The 19,301-nt window shown below is 70.1% G+C and carries 17 protein-coding genes; 1 reads left to right on the top strand and 16 read right to left on the bottom strand.

The genetic code is table 11. The annotated features are described in order from the left end of the window. Positions 1-1,415: 1,415 nt before the first annotated feature. The 5 genes from LPA41_RS03175 to LPA41_RS03155 form a co-directional block, all read right to left on the bottom strand. The gene (locus LPA41_RS03175) at positions 1,416-2,000 is read right to left on the bottom strand and encodes an ATP/GTP-binding protein (RefSeq protein ID WP_229068131.1); all 585 of its coding nucleotides are present in this window, start codon (positions 1,998-2,000) and stop codon (positions 1,416-1,418) included. A gap of 1 nt (position 2,001) precedes the next feature. Beyond that, positions 2,002-2,382: a DUF742 domain-containing protein gene (locus LPA41_RS03170; protein ID WP_014447579.1), complete on the bottom strand. Its 381-nt coding sequence runs from the start codon at positions 2,380-2,382 to the stop codon at positions 2,002-2,004. A gap of 90 nt (positions 2,383-2,472) precedes the next feature. Further along, on the bottom strand, positions 2,473-2,877 hold the full coding sequence (locus tag LPA41_RS03165) for a roadblock/LC7 domain-containing protein (protein WP_014447580.1): 405 nt from the start codon (positions 2,875-2,877) through the stop codon (positions 2,473-2,475). Continuing rightward, positions 2,874-6,539, bottom strand: a complete 3,666-nt coding sequence (locus LPA41_RS03160) for a sensor histidine kinase (RefSeq protein ID WP_229068064.1) — start codon at positions 6,537-6,539, stop codon at positions 2,874-2,876. The genes LPA41_RS03165 and LPA41_RS03160 overlap by 4 nt, the downstream gene beginning before the upstream one ends. Positions 6,540-7,001: 462 nt before the next feature. Continuing rightward, positions 7,002-8,123, bottom strand: coding sequence for an adenosine deaminase (locus LPA41_RS03155; protein WP_229068063.1), 1,122 nt, complete (start codon positions 8,121-8,123; stop codon positions 7,002-7,004). Between the two features lie 26 nt (positions 8,124-8,149). Between LPA41_RS03155 and LPA41_RS03150 the strand changes: the two genes are divergently transcribed. Continuing rightward, complete coding sequence (locus LPA41_RS03150) at positions 8,150-8,995, top strand: putative RNA methyltransferase (protein WP_229068061.1); 846 nt, start codon at positions 8,150-8,152, stop codon at positions 8,993-8,995. Here LPA41_RS03150 and LPA41_RS03145 read toward each other — a convergent pair. The 11 genes from LPA41_RS03145 to LPA41_RS03095 all read right to left on the bottom strand — a co-directional run bounded on the left by LPA41_RS03145 (position 8,987) and on the right by LPA41_RS03095 (position 19,299). Next, positions 8,987-9,667 carry a DUF4272 domain-containing protein gene (locus tag LPA41_RS03145; protein WP_229068060.1) on the bottom strand — a complete coding sequence of 227 codons (681 nt, stop codon included), beginning with the start codon at positions 9,665-9,667 and terminating at the stop codon, positions 8,987-8,989. The genes LPA41_RS03150 and LPA41_RS03145 overlap by 9 nt on opposite strands. A gap of 6 nt (positions 9,668-9,673) precedes the next feature. Continuing rightward, a complete protein-coding gene (locus LPA41_RS03140) occupies positions 9,674-10,951 on the bottom strand; it encodes a thymidine phosphorylase (RefSeq protein ID WP_229068055.1) in 1,278 nt (425 codons plus the stop codon). Further along, entirely contained in the window at positions 10,948-11,661 is a 714-nt protein-coding gene (locus LPA41_RS03135; protein ID WP_229068053.1) for a cytidine deaminase, read from the bottom strand. The genes LPA41_RS03140 and LPA41_RS03135 overlap by 4 nt, the downstream gene beginning before the upstream one ends. Positions 11,662-11,695: 34 nt before the next feature. Next, entirely contained in the window at positions 11,696-12,964 is a 1,269-nt protein-coding gene (locus LPA41_RS03130; RefSeq protein ID WP_229068049.1) for an ABC transporter permease, read from the bottom strand. 3 nt (positions 12,965-12,967) lie between these two features. After that, the gene (locus LPA41_RS03125; protein ID WP_229068048.1) at positions 12,968-14,227 is read right to left on the bottom strand and encodes an ABC transporter permease; all 1,260 of its coding nucleotides are present in this window, start codon (positions 14,225-14,227) and stop codon (positions 12,968-12,970) included. Continuing rightward, on the bottom strand, positions 14,224-15,789 hold the full coding sequence (locus LPA41_RS03120) for an ABC transporter ATP-binding protein (RefSeq protein WP_255689037.1): 1,566 nt from the start codon (positions 15,787-15,789) through the stop codon (positions 14,224-14,226). The genes LPA41_RS03125 and LPA41_RS03120 overlap by 4 nt, the downstream gene beginning before the upstream one ends. 99 nt (positions 15,790-15,888) lie before the next feature. Further along, positions 15,889-16,983, bottom strand: a complete 1,095-nt coding sequence (locus LPA41_RS03115; RefSeq protein ID WP_229068046.1) for a BMP family protein — start codon at positions 16,981-16,983, stop codon at positions 15,889-15,891. A 224-nt stretch (positions 16,984-17,207) separates the two neighbouring features. Next, positions 17,208-17,435 carry an SCO4848 family membrane protein gene (locus LPA41_RS03110; protein ID WP_229068044.1) on the bottom strand — a complete coding sequence of 76 codons (228 nt, stop codon included), beginning with the start codon at positions 17,433-17,435 and terminating at the stop codon, positions 17,208-17,210. Between the two features lie 12 nt (positions 17,436-17,447). After that, on the bottom strand, positions 17,448-17,828 hold the full coding sequence (locus LPA41_RS03105; protein ID WP_229068043.1) for a hypothetical protein: 381 nt from the start codon (positions 17,826-17,828) through the stop codon (positions 17,448-17,450). A gap of 7 nt (positions 17,829-17,835) precedes the next feature. Beyond that, the gene (locus tag LPA41_RS03100; RefSeq protein WP_229068040.1) at positions 17,836-18,756 is read right to left on the bottom strand and encodes a YihY/virulence factor BrkB family protein; all 921 of its coding nucleotides are present in this window, start codon (positions 18,754-18,756) and stop codon (positions 17,836-17,838) included. Between the two features lie 21 nt (positions 18,757-18,777). Then, on the bottom strand, positions 18,778-19,299 hold the full coding sequence (locus LPA41_RS03095) for a 2'-5' RNA ligase family protein (RefSeq protein ID WP_229068039.1): 522 nt from the start codon (positions 19,297-19,299) through the stop codon (positions 18,778-18,780). Positions 19,300-19,301 lie beyond the last annotated feature (2 nt).

Here is a 19,301-nt window from a genome sequence, read left to right as displayed (position 1 = left end):
CCTCGGCCCGATGCAGCCGACGGATCTCAGCCCAGTCCTCCACCTTCAACACCCCTTCCAAGATCAAGGAGGAAGGGGGTCAACTTTCCCGGATCCCTACGGGGTCACTCTTCAGGAAGCGGCGACACAGCCCTGCGCATCGACGAACTCACCGAGCTGCCGCCCCTCCTGGCCGGCCTGCCACTCGGCGTCCCCCGCAACTGAGAGCAACCCCAACCAGGCGCCACCAGACCGAACCAGACCAGCACCCACCCCGACCGAACCACATCAGCACCCACGCCGACCGCACCACATCAGCACCCACCTTCACCGTGGCACTTCAGCGCCCCGCCCAACCGCGCCACGTCAGCCCAGCCCGGCCGAGGACGCTGACCCGGACGATCCCGAGACCGCCCACGTCGATGCGGACCTCACCATGACCGTCGGCCCGGGTCAGCGCACACGGTGATTCCCAGCCGGACGAAGCAGCAGTGACGCCCGGTCCCTGATCCCCGCACACTCCTCGCAGGACCGCGAAGCGCCAACCGCTGCAGTCCCGCACGAGCTGATCGCACCCAGCTGTCACTCAGGGCTGCCAGAGAGCCCTCCACCCAACCATGAGCGACAGCCAACCCACCCCGGCTGTCACCCACGGCTGCCAGAGAGCCCTCCACCCAACCATGAGCGACAGCCAACCCACCCCGGCTGTCACCCACGGCTGCCAAACAGCGCCGCAACCAGCCCTGAGTGACAGCCGGCCGGGCTGGCTCGTGGTTGAGAGCGCCTTCGGACAACCCATCAGCACGATCCCGCGCACTGACCCGCCCGTGCAGCTGTCGGATGGACACGACCGGCATCGGATGGACACGACCGGCGGAGGTCGGTCGAAATGCGAGCAGCCCGCCAGGGAGCCAGGACCGCAGCGGCCCGTTACGTTCACCTGGCCGGCCCGGTGAACGTCATTGGTCAAGGCGCCAAGCGGACCCCGGCCTCCACTCCACGACGCACCTACCCCTGCGCACCGCAGACGAGGAGGGCTCCGCTCGCCATGCGCCGGCGCCCGACGAACATCGTCCCGAGTGAGCTGAACCCACGCGCCCCGCAGGACATTGCGGAGAAATCAGGCAGCCACGCGAAGCGAGAGGGCACGCCGCAGCTGTGCCCTGCTCGTTGAAGCCGGTGTGGAAGACGCGCAGGAAGACAGCGGCCGGCCAACGGTGCCGCGACGTGGTCGAAGCCGCGCGAACGGCGGCGCGAACCAGGGCCGGCCGGCAGACCAGCCGATCGGGGCGGCCAGCCGACCAGCAGATCGGGGCGGCCGGCCGGTCGACCGGTCGGGCCGGCCGCGGCCGGTCGACCGATCGGGGTGGAATCGGACCGTTTTCGGGTATGCGGAAGCCCCGCTCCGGCGACCGGAGCGGGGCTTCAACCGTCTGTCAGGCGGGCGCTACCGCGCGCGAGCGACGCATGGTCAGAACGTACTCCACCAGGGAGATCAGTACGTTCTTCGTCGACTCGCGGTTGCGGGCGTCGCAGCTCACGACGGGCACGTCGCTCGAGATCGCCAGAGCGTCCCGAACGTCCTGCGCGTTGTGGTACTGCATGCCGTCGAAGCAGTTGATCGCGATCAGGTAGGGAAGGCGACGGTGCTCGAAGAAGTCGATGGCGGCAAAGCAGTCGGCGAGCCGACGCGTGTCCACCATGACCACAGCACCGATGGCGCCCCGGACCAGTTCGTCCCACATGAACCAGAAACGCGTCTGGCCAGGTGTTCCGAACAGGTAGAGGATCAGGTCCCGGTCGATGCTGATCCGGCCGAAGTCCATGGCCACAGTGGTGGTCATCTTCCCCGGTACCTGCCGGTTGTCGTCCACCCCCACACCGGCCGAGGTCATGATGGCCTCGGTGGTAAGCGGGGTGATCTCCGAGACCGACCCCACCAGCGTCGTTTTGCCGACGCCGAAGCCACCGGCGATGACAATCTTCGCCGATGTCACGCGTCCCGCAGCGGGACGGGACATGTCAGAGCCTGCGAAGTCCACTCAGCACCCTTTCCAGCAGTTCCGTGCCTACCGCGTCGGTCTCGTCTTCGAGCGAGGTGGGCTCGTAAACCGCGAGCAGGCCATCGGAGGCCATGTCCGCGACAATCACACGTGCCACACCGAGCGGCAGTTGCATGCGTGCGGCGATCTCAGCGAGCGACTGAACGCGCCCGCCGTCACACATCGCCGCGATGTACTGATGCTCGCTTCCACCCTGCCCGCCGCGGTTCATTCCAGAACGGCCGCGCACGGTTGTCTCGACCAGCGCTTCCAGCGCTATCTCAAGCTTCGGACGGGTCCGACCGCGGGTCACGGCGTACGGCCTGACCAGCGCACCGGTCGGCTCATCGCGTTCAGGCATAGTCACCGTCAACCCCTCCCTCGGCCCCTCGAAGTGTATTGGTTGTCAAGGTTTCTGACAGTAGCCGACTGGGTCGGCTCACTGCCCGTCTCAGCCCAGTACCCCGGCCGCCGAACGCGGCGCGGGGGTCAGAGCCTCGCCGACCCGGTCGACCAGAAGGGCCATTTCGTAGCCCACCTGTCCGACATCACAGCTGCGCGCCGCGAGAACGGCGAACGAAGATCCGTCGGAGATCGACATCAGGAACAGGAATCCATTGTCCATCTCGACGACCGTCTGCAGAACGGCACCACCCTCGAAGCAACGCGCGGCACCCTGGGTGAGGGATACCAGGCCGGACGCGATGGCCGCCAGCTGGTCGGCACGGTCCCGCGGAAGGTCCCGTGAGGCCGCCAGGAGCAGGCCGTCGGCGGAGACCGCGATCGCGTGCGCGACCCCGGGAACGCGGTCGGCGAAGTTGGCGAGAAGCCAACCGAGATCCTGCGTAGATGTCATGCCTCATGCTCCTTGCCAGCCTGCGAGGGCTGCTGCCCGCCCGGAGTCTCCTCCAGGTTGGTCGATTGTTCCTTGGTGCGACCGCGCTGAACACCCCGGTGGTACGCGGACAGCAGACCGCGGACCCCCTCAGGAGTACGGCGCTGGACGGAGTTACCGCCCCGGTCGACACCGCCGGGGACGAGTTGCGCCATCGGCGTGCGCTTGGGAAGGCCCGCCGTGGTTGTGGTCTCAACCTGTGCCTCAGCCGCGGCACGGGCCGCCTGCCAGCCGTCGTCGGCCGCGGTCTGCCACGGACTCGACGGGGCCGCACTGCTCCCGTTGCTGTAGGAACCGGCGGCGGCAGACGCGGCAGCGCCGACCGTCGCGGTGTCGAGCTCACGCGACTCGGGGGAACCGGCCTGCTGCGGCACGCCGGCCGAACGGGTCGGTTCGCCGGTGGGAATCCGGCGCGAGACGACCGACTCGTCACCCGAGCCGGAAACGGTGGGCGTCGCCGTGTCGGTCTGGTCGCCCGGGTGCGTCGTGGTGAACCACGCCGACTCGAGCTCCCGGAAGATGGGGAGTTCCATCGTCTCGTCGGCGAACGGGACCGAGCCTTCGCGCTGACGTGCCGAGGCCTGCGCCGCGGCGATCTGCGCGGCAGCGGTGGCCTGCGCCTCCGTGGCCTGGGCGGTGGCCGCCTCGTGCCCGGCGCGGGCCGCGTCGGCGGATGCGTCGTCGCTGCTGGTGGGTGCCGGCGGCGCCGAGGACGGCACGGGGGCCGTCTGCGGGTTCGTCGGGCGGGCCACCTGCGGCTGCGGCTCGAAGTTGTCCGGACGGTAACGCGGGATCTCGGCCGTCATGTCGAGCGCGGCGGCGAGGTTCTGCGGCACGTGCGGGGTCGCGCCCTGCTCGCGGTCGGCGGCAACCGGCGGCCAGGCCGGCGGTGCCGCCGCGAACGGGGTGCGCTGCTCGGGCTCGGCGAACGGGGTGCGCTGCTCCGGCTCGGCGAACTGGTTGCGCTGCTCCGGCTCCGCGAACGGGTTGCGCTGCTCCGGCTGCGCGGAGATCGGCGCGGCCGAGATCGGCGCGGCCGGGGCCGCGGAGACCGGCGGTGCGAACGGCGGCGCCGAGGACACCGGCGGCGCGGAGACCGGCGGGACCGGGGGCGCGGACACCGGCGGCACGAACGGGTTGCGGCCCAGGTTCTCCGGGTTGGCCGGCAGCTGGCGCGGGATGGCCGCACCGAAGCCGTTGCCGGTGTCGCCCTCGGGGCGCGGGAACTCGCCGTTGCGCCGCTGTGCGAGCTCGTCGAGATCGGCGAAGCCCTGCGGTGCGGACGGCAGCGGCGGGATGACCTCGTTGCTGCGCGGGCCGTGGAAGCCGTTGGCGAAGCCGTTCCCGTTCGCCTGGCCGCCGTTGCCGTTCAGGCCACCGAACCCGGTGGGTGCGGCGCCGGTCAGGTCGGACCAGGCGGGTACGGAACCGTTCGTGCCGTTGGTCGGCTCGAACGGACGGCCGCCGCCGTTGAAGCCACCACCACCGTTGAAGCCGCCGTTGCCACCACCGCCGTTGAAGCCGCCGTTGCCGCTCTCCAGGGCGAGAGGCTCGCCGAAGGAGGGCATGGCGGGCGGCGGGCCGGAGTCGAAACCGACGGCCGACTGCATCGACTGGACGCGGGCGGAGGCCGCCGCGGCCAGCACCGAGGCGGGCAGGCCGACCTCGGCCACGGTGCCCCGCTCACGGTCGGCGGGACGCAGCTCGACGCGGACGGCGTGGCGGTTGGCCAGCCGGGCGACCACGACGAGGCCCATCATCCGGGAGACGGCGACGTCCACCGTGGGCGGGTTGGCGAGCCGTTCGTTGAGGTCCCGCAGCTGTTCGCGGCTGATACCGATGCCGTGGTCCTCGACCGTCAGCACCGCGTTGTCGCCCAGCAGACGAGCCTCGACGAGCACGTTCGAGTTGGGTGGCGAGAAGGCTGTCGCGTTGTCGAAGAGCTCGGCGACCAGGTGGACCATGTCGTTCACGGCGTGCGCCGCGACCTCGATGTCCCGGTCGATCATGCCGAACTCGATGCGGGTGTAGTGCTCCACCTCGGACTGCGCGGCGCGCAGCACGTCGATCAGAGCGGCCGGCTCCCGCTGCACACGGGTCGAGTCGGCACCGGCGAGGACCAGGAGGTTCTCGTCGTTGCGGCGCATCCGGGTGGCGAGGTGGTCGAGCTGGAAGAGCTCGGCCAGCCGGTCCGGGTCCTCCTCGCCGCGCTCCAGCCGGTCCAGGTGACCGATGAGCCGGTCGACCAGGATCTGCGAACGGCGGGCGAGGTTGACGAACATCGTCGCGACGGAGGCGCGGAGTGCGGCCTGCTCGGCCGCGGTTCGCACGGCCTCGAGGTGAACCGCGTTGAACGCCTCGGTCACCTGGCCGAACTCGTCACGGCTGCGCACCGGCAGCGGCTCGGCGATCTGGTCGGCGACCTGTGCCGGGGTGAGCGACGCGGAGAGCGCCGGGTCACGCAGCCGGCTCACCGCGTGCGGCAGGCCGAACTGGGCGACCGCGAGGGCACCCTGACGCAGCTCACGCAGCGAGCGCGCCATCGAGCGGGCGACCAGCCAGGCGAAGAGGATGCCGAGCAGGAGCAGCGCGAGCAGCAGGCTGGTCTCCAGGAAGACCCGGCGGTTCGTGTCGTCGCGCAGCGTGGTGGCCTCGGCAACGATGTTCTTGTCGAACTCGATCTCGACCTGGCGGAAGAGCTCGTTGTAGCCCTTCATCGCCTCTTCCCACCCGGCGGTGGTGAAGGGGATGTTCTTGATGTTGTCGCCCTGCAGCGCCATCAGCGGCACGGTCAGGTTGGTCGCAGCCTGCGCGGTCAGACCGGTCACCGTGTTGTCGAAGAACTGCTTCTCCGTGTCGGTGCCGATGGCCTGCAGCGTCTTGGTGGCGAGCGCGTAACCGGTCTGGGTGCCGAGGAAGTTCTGCCGGAGCCCGTTGTCGAGCTCACCCTCGGCGAGGATCTCGTGGCCGATGAACCGCTGCTGAGCGATGTAGTCCTTGGCCTCGGCGACCGCGGCCACCGCGCGCAGGTGGTTGCTCAGGTCGGGGTCGGTGGACAGCTGGGCCGAGGAGTCACGAACCTGGAGCAGGTCGTCGATGAGCCGGTTGTAGCTCTCCTTGACGCCGGACTCGTTGACCTGGCCGTTCGCGACCTTGCTCCGCAGAGCCGGCAGGTCCTCGAGGTTGTTGTCCAGGCGAACGAGCAGGTCGCCCACGTTGCCCGGGACGTCCTCGAGCGCGCCCTTCTGCTGAACGTAGGGCGCCTTGGCGGAGTCGACCGAGCCGTGCTCGCCGTTGTAGAGCTTCACTGCCGCATCGGCGGCGGGCTTGTTGTTGGCGTCTTTAGCGAGCGCCACCATGATGCCGTAGGTCCGCTCGGACTGCAGGTGGTCGACAAGACCACCGGCCGCCTCGGACAGCACCGACAGGGTGCGGGCACGCTCGGCGTTGCTCGCCTCCTCGATGTGGTCAACGAGGCCGTCGACGCCGACAATGATCGTCGCCACCGTGGGCACCAGCATGATCAGGCCGAGTTTCGACCAGATCGGTAGGTCTCGCAGTCGGCCAGCCGGCCGACGCAGACGCGACATGACGCCGTTCGCCGCCTTGGGGCGCTTGCTCACGTCACCGTCCTCCTGATTCGGGCCCCGGCATTCGGCTCGCCGGGCACCGCGCACGACCGACTCGCCGGGTCGGGCCCCCGAGATTCCATCACGACAAGTGTCAAAGAGAAAGGGCAGGCGGACACGGACCGGTTGTGTGACGCGATGTTGCAACTTCGGAGTTGGACATCGCCGGTCCACTATCACTGCGTGTAGAGCTGCACATCTCTCAAGGTCACTCACTCGGCCGGGCTGCTGCGGGGGGTGGATGCAGGCCGACCGGGTCCCGATCGTAGTCGATCGCGATAGAAGTGACGATGTCTCGGTTCGCCGCGATCGGCAAGGCGAGATGCCGGTTTCTGCCGAGTTTGCAGGCGGCAGTCTAACCGAACGGTGGATGGGCGAAGCCGTACCGTCGATTTCTTTTGACGTACGTTCGTCCGTATCCGAGAAAAAGGGCGAAAAGCCGGACTTAGGGCGGTGTCAGGCGACGAGCTTGGCGTACGCCGGCTTGATCACTTCATTGATCAACACGAGCCGCTCGTCGTACGGGATGAACGCCGACTTCATCGCGTTGATGGTCAGCCACTGCAACTCCATCCAGCCCCACCCGAAGGCCTCGGTCAGCAGCGCCATCTCCCGCGACATCGACGTGCCGCTCATCAGCCGGTTGTCGGTGTTCACCGTCACCCGGAACCGGAGATCGTGCAACAGCTTGATCGGGTGCTCGGCGATCGAGGCGGCCGCGCCGGTCTGCACGTTCGAGGACGGGCACAGCTCCAGCGGGATCCGCTTGTCCCGCACGTAGGAGGCCAGCCGGCCCAGCACCGGCGGCGCCGACTGCGTGCCGCCGGTCGCGGTCGCCGCGCTCGGCCCGGCCGACGGCCCGGTGATGTCGTCGACGATGCGCACGCCGTGACCCAGCCGGTCGGCGCCGCACCACTGGATCGCCTCCCAGATCGACGGCAGGCCGAACGCCTCGCCGGCGTGGATGGTGAAGTGGGCGTTCTCGCGCTGCAGGTACTCGAAGGCGTCGAGGTGGCGGGTGGGCGGGAAGCCGGCCTCGGCGCCGGCGATGTCGAACCCGACCACGCCGGCGTCCCGGTAGCGGACCGCGAGCTCGGCGATCTCCTGCGAGCGGGCGGCGTGCCGCATCGCGGTCAGCAGGGTGCCGATCCGGATCGGGCTGCCGGACGCCGCCGCCTCGGCGCAGCCGTCCCGGAAACCGGCGTGCACCGCGTCGACGACCTCGTCCAGGGTCAGGCCGCGTTCAAGGTGCTGCTCCGGGGCGTACCGGACCTCGGCGTAGACGACCCCGTCGGCCGCCAGGTCGAGCGCGCACTCCTTGGCGACCCGGTGCAGGCCCTCGACGGTCTGCATGACCGCGACGGTGTGCGCGAAGGTCTCCAGGTACCGTTCCAGCGAACCGGAGTCGGCCGCCGCGACGAACCACTCGCCGAGCCGTTCCGGGTCCTGGGCGGGCAGCTCGTGGCCGATGGCCGCGGCGAGCTCCACGATGGTGGCCGGCCGCAGACCGCCGTCCAGGTGGTCGTGGAGCAGAACCTTCGGTGCCTTGACGATGTCCGAGTGCGTGATGCCAGCCATCAGAAGAGCCTAGAGGGAACCACCCGATGATCGACGGCGCAATCCCGTATCTGCGATGCCCGGTGTGCCGCGGACCACTCGCCCGCGCCGAGCGGGCGCTGCGCTGCCCGCGCGGGCACAGCTTCGACATGGCCAAGCAGGGGTACGCGGACCTCAGCGCCGGCCGGTTGCCGCACACCGGGGACACCGCGGCAATGGTGGCCGACCGGGCCGCCTTCCTGGCCGCCGGGCACTACACCTTCATCGCCGACGCGCTCGCCGGACACCACACCGACGGTCTCGTGCTGGACGCCGGCACCGGGACCGGCGACTACCTGGCCCGCTTCCTGGACGGCTCACCGGCGGCGACCGGCCTGGGTCTGGACGTGTCCAAGCCGGCGCTGCGCCGTGCGGCCCGGGCACACGAGCGGGCCGCGGCCGTGCTGGCCGACCTGTGGCGGCCGCTCCCGGTCGCGGACGCCTCGGCGGCGGTGGTGCTGAACGTCTTCGCGCCGCGCAACGGGCCCGAGTTCCACCGGGTGCTGCGCCCGGGCGGTGTGCTGCTGGTGGTCACCCCGGCCGCCGACCACCTGGCCGAGCTGATCGCCGCGCACGGCCTGATCTCGGTCGACCCGGACAAGGCCGCCCGGGTGCGGGGCAGCCTGGGCGAGCACTTCGCCCTCGCGTCGAGCGGCACGCACCGGCGCCGGCTGCGGCTCACCCCGGCAGAGGCGCGGGTCCTGATCGGGATGACGCCGAGCGCCCGGCACGTCGACCCGGCCGCCGTGCCGGACACCCCGGTCACGGTGACCGCGGCCGTCGACGTGGCGGTCTACCGTCCCGTCCCGGGCGGAAAGCCGATCACGGACGACAAGCCGGCCACGTCAGACTGACAGATCGACTTCTTCCCACTCGGCGGGCTTGTCGTGGTACGGCCCGGAGAAGACGACCGCCCACTCCAGCGCCCACCGCCGCTGCCCGATCGCGTTGCTGTCCACCTCGCCCGGCAGCGACCGCCCACTCTGCTCCGACTCCTGGAACGCCCAGTCCAGGCAGTAGTAGAGGTCCAGCAGCACGGCCGCCTCGGCCGGGTCCCGGGGCGCCACCAGCGACCGGGACCGCCAGCTGCCGAAGGTCTCACCGGCCGGCAGGTCCGGCATCTGCGTCATCAGCCCGTCGTCCGGCGGGACGGTGGGGTCCAGGTGCCGGCTGAGACCGAGCAGCCAGGCCAGCGCGAAGACGGCGTCGTGGTGCAGGACGAACGAGCGGTGGTCGCCCTTCGCCCCGATCACGAACTGCCACTCCGGCGGCGTGACCAGGTCGACCAGGTGGGAGCCCAGCAGCCAGCTCATCGCCGCCTCGGTGGGCATGCCGAAACACCTGGCGACGACGACGTGCAGCACCGCGGCCCGTGCCTCCAGTTCCGCGACCGGGCGCAGCTCGACCGTGTCACCCGGCTCCCAGACCAGCGGGAACGCCAGTGGGGGCAGGGGCAGGTCGAGCCGCGCGAGCTCGTCGAGACTGGCCTCGCGGACCGCGCGGGGATCGGGGGCGGCCTTCGTCATGGTCGGTCAGGCTATGCGGTCCAGCAGCAGCCCGGGAGAGGCGGGCCGGTCGGACCCGATGACGATCGCCCCGGCCGCGTCCGCGCGGGCCGCCGAAATCCGGGACTCGTCGTCGGCGCGAAGCTCCAGCAGGACGTCACCGGCCCGGACCCGGTCACCCGGCCGGACTTTGAGCTGCACGCCGGCGCCGAAGCTGACCGGGTCCTCCTTGCGGGCCCGGCCGGCGCCGAGGCGCCAGGCGGCGATCCCGATCCCGTACGCGTCCATCGAGCTGACCACGCCGTCCTCGGTGGCCCGCAGCACCTCGGTGTGCGCCGCCGTCGGCAGGGGTGCGTCCGGGTCGCCGCCCTGTGCCCGGATCATGGCGCGCCAGGTGTCCATCGCGGCGCCGGAGGTCAGCGCCTTCTCCGGGTCGGCGTCCACACCGGCGGCTGCCAGCATCTCCCGGGCCAGGGCCAGGGTCAGCTCGACCACGTCGGCCGGGCCGCCGCCGGCGAGCACCTCGACCGACTCGGCGACCTCGTTGGCGTTGCCGATCGCCAGGCCGAGCGGGGTGCTCATGTCGGTGAGCAGGGCGACCGTGGTGACTCCGCTGTCCTTGCCGAGCCGCACCATGGTCCGGGCCAGCTCGCGGGCGGTCTCCAGGTCCTTCATGAACGCGCCGGAGCCGACCTTGACGTCCAGCACCAGCGCGCCGGTGCCCTCGGCGATCTTCTTGCTCATGATCGAGCTGGCGATCAGCGGGATGGCCTCCACCGTGCCGGTGACGTCGCGCAGGGCGTACAGCTTGCGGTCCGCGGGGGCGAGGCCCTCGCCGGCCGCGCAGATCACCGCGCCGATGTCCTGAAGCTGATTCTTGAACGCCTCGTTGGAGAGGCGGGCCTGCCAGCCGGGGATGGACTCGAGCTTGTCGAGGGTGCCGCCGGTGTGGCCGAGGCCGCGGCCGGAGAGCTGCGGCACGGCCACCCCGCATGCCGCGACGAGCGGGGTCAGCGGCAGCGTGATCTTGTCGCCGACGCCGCCGGTGGAGTGCTTGTCGGCGGTCGGCCGGGAGACCGAGGAGAGGTCCAGGCGCTCGCCGCTGGCGATCATCGCGGCGGTCCACCGGGCGATCTCCGCCGGGGTCATGCCGCGCAGCAGGATCGCCATGGCCAGCGCGGACATCTGCTCGTCGGCGACCACACCCTTGGTGTACGCGTCGACCACCCAGTCGATCTGGGCGTCACTGAGCTGATGACCGTCCCGCTTGGCCCGGATGACATCAACAGCTGTAAAAGCACTCACGCCTTGTCCTCCCAGCGCCCGGCAATGCCCTCGGGCGCGTCACCCTCGCCGGCCCAGGACAGGCCGCCCTCGGCGTCGACGACCACGATCCGCGGGGTACGCACCAGGCCCCAGGCCACGGCGGCGGAGGCGGCCGCGAAGTTGGGGCCCTCCTCCAGGATGCCCTTCTCCTCGGCGCTGCCGGGTTCACCCGACGAACGCTCCCAGTAGGCGGTCCAGATCGTCTCACCACCGGAGATGTCCGGGTGCACGAAGACCGTGCCGCGGCCGCGCCACTTCGCCAGTTCGGCGGGCACCTCGGAGCCGCCGGCCGGGCCGGTCACCCGTTCCATGTCCTCGTAGCCGAAGGCGTGCGGCAGCAGCTCGGTCATCCGCAGCGGCCGCGGGTGCGCCTCGACCAGCAGGTCCGGGCCGCCGTGCTCCCAGAGCAGCTGGCGGCAGCGGCCGCACGGCATCAGCGGGGAACCGGTGGCGTCCACGCAGGAGATCGCCACCAGGCGGCCGCCTCCGGTGGAGTGCAGCGAGCTCACCAGGCCGCACTCCGCACACAGGGTCATGCCCAGGGACGCGTTCTCCACGTTGCAGCCCACCACGACCCGGCCGTCGTCGACCAGGCCGGCCACCCCGACCGGGAAGTCGGATATCGGCACGTAGGCACGCCGCATCGTCTCGATGGCGGAGGCACGCAGCCCCGCCCAGTCGATCTCCATGATCTTGATTCTGCCTGACTCTCGGCGGTGTGTTTCAGCTCTTGACGTACGGGAGACCGTCGGCCGCCGGCGCACGTACCCGGCCGACCAGGCCGGCCACCGCGATGATCGTCGCGAGGTACGGCAGCATGTTGAGGAACTGACTCGGCACCGGGCTGCCGACCGCACTCAGGTAGGTCGCCAGTTTCTGCGCGAAGCCGAAGAAGAGCGCGGCACCCAGCGCACCGAACGGCGTGTAGCGGCCGAAGATCAGGGCGGCGAGCGCGATGAAGCCGGCGCCGGCCGTCATGTTCTTGGTGAAGCTGCCGGTCGCCACCAGCGTGAAGTAGGCGCCGCCGATGCCCGCGACCAGACCGCCCATCAGCACGTTCAGGTAGCGCAGGCCGCGGACCCGGATGCCGACCGTGTCGGCCGCCGTCGGGTGCTCGCCGACAGCGCGGGTGCGCAGGCCCCAGCGGGTCCGGGTGAGCCCGAAGTGGATCGCGACGACGAGCAGCAGCGCGACCCAGACCAGCAGGTTCGTGTCGAACAGCACCGGGCCGAGCACCGGGATGTCGGCCAGTCCCGGAATCCGCCACTCGGGCAGCCGCGGCGGCTCGTTGTAGGCGCTCGCGTCGTTCTGCATCAGCCGCTCGTAGAGGAAGCCGGTGACGCCGAGCGCGAACAGGTTCAGCACGATGCCGACCACGGTCTGGTCGACGAGGTAGCGGATCGACAGCACGGCCAAGATCGCCGCGATGATCAGACCGCCGACGGCCGCGCTGATCAGGCCCGCCCAGACGCTCGTGGCCATCGTGCCGACCAGGGCGCCGGCGAACGCCCCCATCAGGAACTGGCCCTCGATCGCCACGTTCACGACGCCGGACCGCTCACCGAGCACACCGGCGAGCGCGCCCAGGATCAGCGGCAGCGCGAGCTGCATCGTGCCGCTGGTGGTGTCCACGAGCGGCATGAACTTGCCCGCCACCTGCCAGCAGAGGAACGACAGGACGAACGTCAGGATGCCGAGCCCGAGCAGGGCGGTCTGCCGGCGCTTGGCCAGGCCGGCGAGGAGCACGCCACCGGCCACGATCGTCAGGATGCCGAAGAGCACCGCGCCCAGCTGGCCGTTGATCGACAGGGCCGCGCCCTCGGCGTCGTCGCTCAGGGTGAACCGGGCCTGCTCGCTGGGGGCGAGCGCGCCGAACAGGACGGCGGCCAGCAGGCCGATCAGGACGAGTGTCAGGCCGAGGCGGCGCTGCCGGGTCCAGAACGGCTCCGGCGCCACGACTACGGAGGTCTCCTCCACGGTTGCCGTCGACATGTCTCAGCCCTTCGCCAGCGAGGCGCCCGGCCGCACGAGGCGGGTGGCGCGAAGTCGGAAGATCGCCTTGACCAGGGCGGGGGCGGCGATGAAGATGACGATCAATGCCTGGAGTACGGTGACGAGCTCCAGCGAGATACCGGCGTACGACTGCATCCGGTTGCCGCCGGCCCGCAGCGCGCCGAAGAGCAGGGCGGCCCACAGGGTGCCCCACGGCTTGTTGCGGCCGAGCAGCGCGACGAGCAGGCCGTCGAAGCCGATGTTGCCGGCCACCGCCGGGGTCAGCGCGTACGCCGTGCCGAGGACCTGGGTGGCGCCGCCGAGGCCGGCGAGACCACCGGCGATCGCCATCAGCAGCGCGTACGTCTTGGCGACGCTGATGCCCGCGGTCCGCGCGGCGTGCTGGTTCGCGCCGACGGCCCGCAGCTCGAAACCGAACGACGAGCGGTTCAGCAGCCACGCGACGCCGGCCGTGGCCGCCACCGCGAGCAGGATGCCCAGGTGCACGCGGAGAACGCCGCCGAACGAGGGCAGCTGGGCCGACTCGTCGATCGCCTTACTGATCGCGTCGGTGCGGTTCGGGTCCTGCACGCCCTTCTGGAGCACCAGCCAGGAGAGGAACAGCGCCGCGGTGTAGTTCAGCATGATCGTCGTGATCACCTCGTGGGCGCCGGTCCGCGCCTTGAGGATGCCGGGGATGAAGCCCCAGAGCGCGCCGCCGAGCGCGCCGGCGACGATGGCCACCACCAGGTTCAGCACGATCGGCAGGCCGAACGCGAAACCGGCCACACCGGCGGTGACGCAGCCGATCACGGCCTGGCCCTGCGCGCCGATGTTGAACAGGCCGCCGCGGAACGCCAGCGCCACCGAGAGACCGGTGAAGACCAGCGGCGCCGCGTAGGTGAGCGTCTCGGAGAGCGGCGCGAACGCGTCCTGCCAGGTGCCCGAGCCGTTGAACCAGGCGGAGAACGCCTCCGGGTCACCGAACGCGCCCTTGAGCAGGTCGGAGTAGGCGGTGCTGACCAGCTGCCAGCTCGCGCTCAGCGCGTCCGCCGGGCGGGCCGTGAAGTACGCGAACTGCGCCAGCACCTCGGCGTCCGACACGATGATCAGGATCGCGCCGATGACGAACGCCAGCAGGATCGACAGGGCCGTGACCGTGACGGTGTTGGCCGCCCAGAGGTTCCGGGTGAAGGCGCTGAGGAAGGACTCCTCGGCCTCGTCCTTCTTGGCCGGCGCCTCGGGAGTCGTTTCGGTGCTCACTTCGTCCCCTCTTCCGGCGCGTCGCCGCCCGTTCCGGTGATGCCGGCCATCAGCAGGCCGATCTCCTCGCGCGGGGTGTCCGGCGAGACGATGGCCAGGATCCGGCCGCGGTACATCACCGCGATCCGGTCGGCCAGGCCGACCACCTCGTCCAGCTCGCTGGAGACCACGAGCACCGCGGTGCCCTGGTCGCGCTCGTGGATGATCTGGCCGTGGATGAACTCGATCGAGCCGACGTCCACACCGCGGGTCGGCTGCGAGGCGATGAACAGCCGCAGCGGGCGGGACATCTCCCGGGCGACGACCACTTTCTGCTGATTGCCGCCGGAGAGGGTGCCGACCGGGGTGTCCGGGGACTGGCACCGGATGTCGAACTCCGCGACGCGTTCCCGGGCGTTGCTGCCGACACTGCCCAGGTCGCGCTTGAAGGCATTGCCGTACGGCGACCGGTCGTACATGTCCAGGACCAGGTTCTCCGCGACGGAGAACTCCTTGACCACGCCGTCGTGGCTGCGGTCCTCGGGGATGTAACCGACGCCGGAGCGAAGGATCTGCTTGGTACTCAGCGGTGCGAGGCTCTCGCCGTCCAGCTCGACCGAGCCGGCCCGCACCTCGCGCAGGCCCATCACGGCCTCGACCAGCTCGGTCTGCCCGTTGCCCTGCACGCCCGCGATGCCGAGCACCTCGCCGGCCCGGACCTCCAGGTCGACGCCGTCGACGGCACGCACGCCCCGGTCGTCGTCGACCACCAGGCCGGCGAGCTTGAGCACGTTGCGGCCGGGTTCGGCCGGGGTCTTGGCGACCTCCAGGCTCACCGCGCGGCCGACCATCAGGGCGGCGAGCTCGTCCTCGCTGGTGTCCGGGGACGCGGTGCCGACGATCTTGCCACGCCGGACCACGGTGATCCGGTCGGCGATCGCCTTGACCTCTTTGAGCTTGTGGGTGATGAAGACGATCGACTTGCCCATCGCGGTGAGCGAGCGCATCACGGCGAGCAGCTCGTCGGTCTCCTGCGGGGTCAGCACCGCGGTCGGCTCGTCCAGGATCAGCAGGTCGACCTCGCGGGTCAGCGCCTTGACGATCTCCACGCGCTGCTGCGCGCCGACCGGCAGGTCCTCGACAAGCGCGTCCGGGTCGACCGGCAGGCCGTACCGCTCGGAGGTCTCGATGACGTCGCGGCGCGAGCGGCGGCGGTCCAGCCAGCCCAGCGGCCCGCCGCGGACCTCCTCGCTGCCGAGCGCGATGTTCTCCGCCACGGTGAAGACCGGCACCAGCATGAAGTGCTGGTGAACCATGCCGATGCCGGCGGCGATGGCGTCCCGGGGGCTGCGGAAGACAACCGGCTCGCCGTTCACGACGATCTGGCCCTCGTCCGGCTGGAGCAGGCCGTAGAGCTGGTTCATCAGCGTCGACTTGCCGGCGCCGTTCTCGCCGAGCAGGGCGTGCACCTCGCCCGGCTCGACAGTGATGTCGATGTGGTCGTTGGCCACCAGGTCGCCGAAGCGCTTGGTGATGCCGCGCAGTTCGAGTTTCAGCGGAATCTCCCGGTTCGGTAAGGCCAACTGAAGAGGGGTGGGACAGCGAATCGAACACGAGCCGCCGCTCGGCCACGGGAACGTTCCCGTGGCCGCGCGGCGGCCGAGATGCTACCTAACTGCTGATCAGGCCGGTGCGTTGGCCGACTCGACCTTGATGGTGCCCGCGACGATGTCCGTCTTGAGCTTCTCGATCTCGGCCTTGAGGCCGGCGTCGACCTTCGAGTCGAACTGGTTGTACGGCGCGAGGCCGACACCGTTGTTCTCCAGGGTGCCGACGTAGCCCGGGGTGGCGGCGAGCTTCTCGCCCTTGGCGCCGGCGACGACGGCCTCCTTGACAGCCTCTTCGATGTTCTTGACGACAGTGGTCAGGAACACGTCGCAGTACTGCTCAGCGCTCTTGCAGCCATCCTGGTCGACCCAGACGACCGCGGTCTTGCCACCGGAGTCCTTGGCGACCTGGGCGGTGCCCAGACCGGTGCCACCGGCGACCGGCATGATGATGTCGGCGCCCTGCGAGACCAGGGTCTGCGTGATGCTCTTGCCCTTGTTCTGGTCGACGAAGCTCTCGGCGAAGCTGCCGTTCTTCTTCGCCTTGTCCCAGCCCAGCACCTGAACCTTGGTGCCCTTGGTGGAGTTGTGGTGCGCGACGCCGTCGGCGAAGCCGTCCATGAAGATGGTGACCGGCGGGATGTTCATGCCACCGTACGTCGCGACCTTGCCCGACTTGGTGTAGCCCGCCGCCAGGTAGCCGGCGAGGAACGCGGCCTGGTGGGTGGCGAACTGCATCGGGAAGACGTTCGGGCTCTCGCTGCCGCTGTCGACGATGCCGAACTGGGAGTCGGCGCTCTCCTTGGCGACCTTGGTGGTGGAGCCGCCCATCAGGCCGCCGACCGCCAGGATGAAGTTGCACTTCTGGCTCACGAAGCTGCGCAGGCCCGGCTCGTAGTCGGCCTCCGAGGAGGACGCCACGTACTTCGGGTCGACGTTGCCGGCCTCGGCCTTGGCGGCCTCCAGACCGGCCCAGGCGGAAGCGTTGAACGACTTGTCGTCGATGCCACCGGTGTCGGTGACCATGCAAGCCTTGTATGCGGCAGCGGCAGCGTTGCTCGAAGAGCCGCTCGGAGTCTCCTCAGGGGCGTCACCACAGGCTGCGGCAGCGAGCGTCAGCCCACCTGCCGCGAGAATCGCCAGGATCCGCTTCCCACGTACTGGGCGCAAGACGCCCTCCTTCTTCCATGCACACCGACCCGCTCGGTGAACCTAAGGACGGCAGCGTAGCCGGGGCTAAACGCCCCGTCAGGTGATCGTTCCGGACTGTTCGTTGTCCGTTACCTGGTTGCAATCCCGGATCGGCGTTCAGCCCGTTTCGGTATCACGTTGTTACGGCTGTAAACGGGCATCTGGGGTGGTCAGAGGTGCTCCGAATTTACATACGGAATGACTTATGGCCGTACTGCCCGCCAGGCTCGCACACCCAGCACACCGACGACAGTGCCAATAGTGAGCGACGCCACGATCAACAACGCGTGCACCCACAAAAATGAGGTCGGCATGCCGTCCGCGAAGGACCTGTCGTCCTTCCAGATCGCCACACCGAACCTCGGCCAGATCACCCAGGTCCACACGCCGACCCCGACGAGGAACGCCGCCCACCGTTTGCTGATCACCACCCGGGAAGTATCTCAGTGGGTCAGCCGCTCGCTGATCCGGCGCCAGCCGGCCCGCACCTCGGCCGGCTCCGGGGCCTCCTCGAGCACCGGCGCGGCGGCGGCGTCCGCCTCTTCGGGGTCCGGGCCGGACGCCGGGTCGCGGGCCAGCGCGATCTCCGCGCGGATCGCCTCCACACCGTCCAGCGGCATCATCGGCTCCACCACCGCCATCAGGTCGTCGTCGGCCACCACGGCCCGGGCCAGTGCCAGTGCGTGGTCCCGCTCGTACGGGCCGCAGACCACCGGATCCCAGTCGTCGTCCTCGTCGCCGCCGAGGCCGCCGATGGTGATCACCCACGGCAGGCCGACGACCGGTGAACCGGGTGGCAGGTGCAGCGTCACAAGAGTGCCCACCGCCACATCATCGTGGGCGGGCGTGCCGAATCCAGGTGTTTTGCCCCACCGGCGCGGTTTTATCGTCTGCCGAAAGGTCCACGACCCGGCCGTGCGGGCTGGTCGCCGCCCAGGCCGCGCCGAAGAGCAGCAACTGGTTGAAGACGTAGAGGTAGACCAGGGCGCCGACGGCCGAGCCGACGAGCGCGTAGGCGGGATTGCGCTCGACGATCGCGACGAACGACTTGCCCACCGTGTTGAGCAGCATCAGCCCGACACCGACCTGGAGCACCGGCGGCGCCATCCGGCGAGCCGTCATCTTGAGCCTCGGCACCCCGGTGAGCAGGGCCGCCGCCAGCAGCATGTTGACGCCGAAGGTAAGTACCAGGCTGACCACCGACAGCACGGTGGTGAAACCGCCGCCGGCCAGCCAGTGCAGCAGCCGCTCCAGGCCGTGGACGGCGAGCTGGGTGAGCGCGAGCAGCACCAGGAGGCCGATCAGCACCAGCAGATCGACGGCCTGCCGCACCCCGATGTAGCCGGGCTGCTCCCGCAGCTGCCAGATCAGCCGCTGCGAGGACCGGATCGCCTCGACCCAGCCGATGCCGGTGAAGGTGAGCCCGAGGATGCCGACGATGCCGACGGTCCGCTTGCTGTCCAGGATGGCCTGCACGTCGAGGAACGGCAGATTGTCGCCGAGGAAGTCGGTGACCAGCTCGAACAGCTCGTTGTTGTTGCTCAGCAGCAGGCCGAAGATGGAGTACCCGATGAGCAGCAGCGCGAAGATGGCGAAGAATCCGTAGTAGGCGATCGCCGCGGCGAGCCGGCCGCCCTGGACGTCCTCGTAGCGCAGGATCGCCCGGCACAGGTGGTCGAAATAGGGCGACCGGTATCGCCAGGTCATGATCCGGGCTGCGGCAGCGTCATACGCCCGGTCGATCGGGTTCACGGGCGAACCGTAACCGAGTTGTCAGCTCCCGAGTGGGAAGTCCCGCCGCGGCCGCCAAGGTCCCTCGCCGCCGTGCGAGAAAAGCGTAAAAGCGGAGACCTCGAAGGCCGCCGAGAACCCGGCCAGGTCCTCGAAGACCGCGTCCAGCGCCTCCGGGGCGACGTCCTGCGCCACCGTGACGTGCGGGTGGTACGGGAACCGGGTGTCCCGCCGCACGTCCGGAGACCGGGTGATCGCCTCGGCCAGCAGCTCACACTCGCTGATGCCCCGCGCCAGAGTCACGAAAACCACCTCGGTGACCGGCCGGAACGTGCCGGTGCCGCGCAGGTGGACGGTGAACGGCGGCTGACCCGCCGCCACCGCCTCCAGGTGCTTCTCCACCGCGGGCAGGGCATCACCGGCCACCTCGGTCGGCCCGAGCAGGGTGACGTGGGCGGGCGTGTAGGCCGCCTGCGGGTCACCCGCCTCGGCGCGGCGCCGCGTCAGCATCGGGCCCCACGGCTCGGGGATGTCGATCGCGACGCCGATGCGCGTGCGTGACACCG

The sequence above is a fragment of the Actinoplanes sp. DH11 genome, from assembly GCF_020873875.1.
GTDB lineage: Bacteria > Actinomycetota > Actinomycetes > Mycobacteriales > Micromonosporaceae > Actinoplanes.
This window is presented reverse-complemented; position numbering and strand designations above follow the sequence as displayed.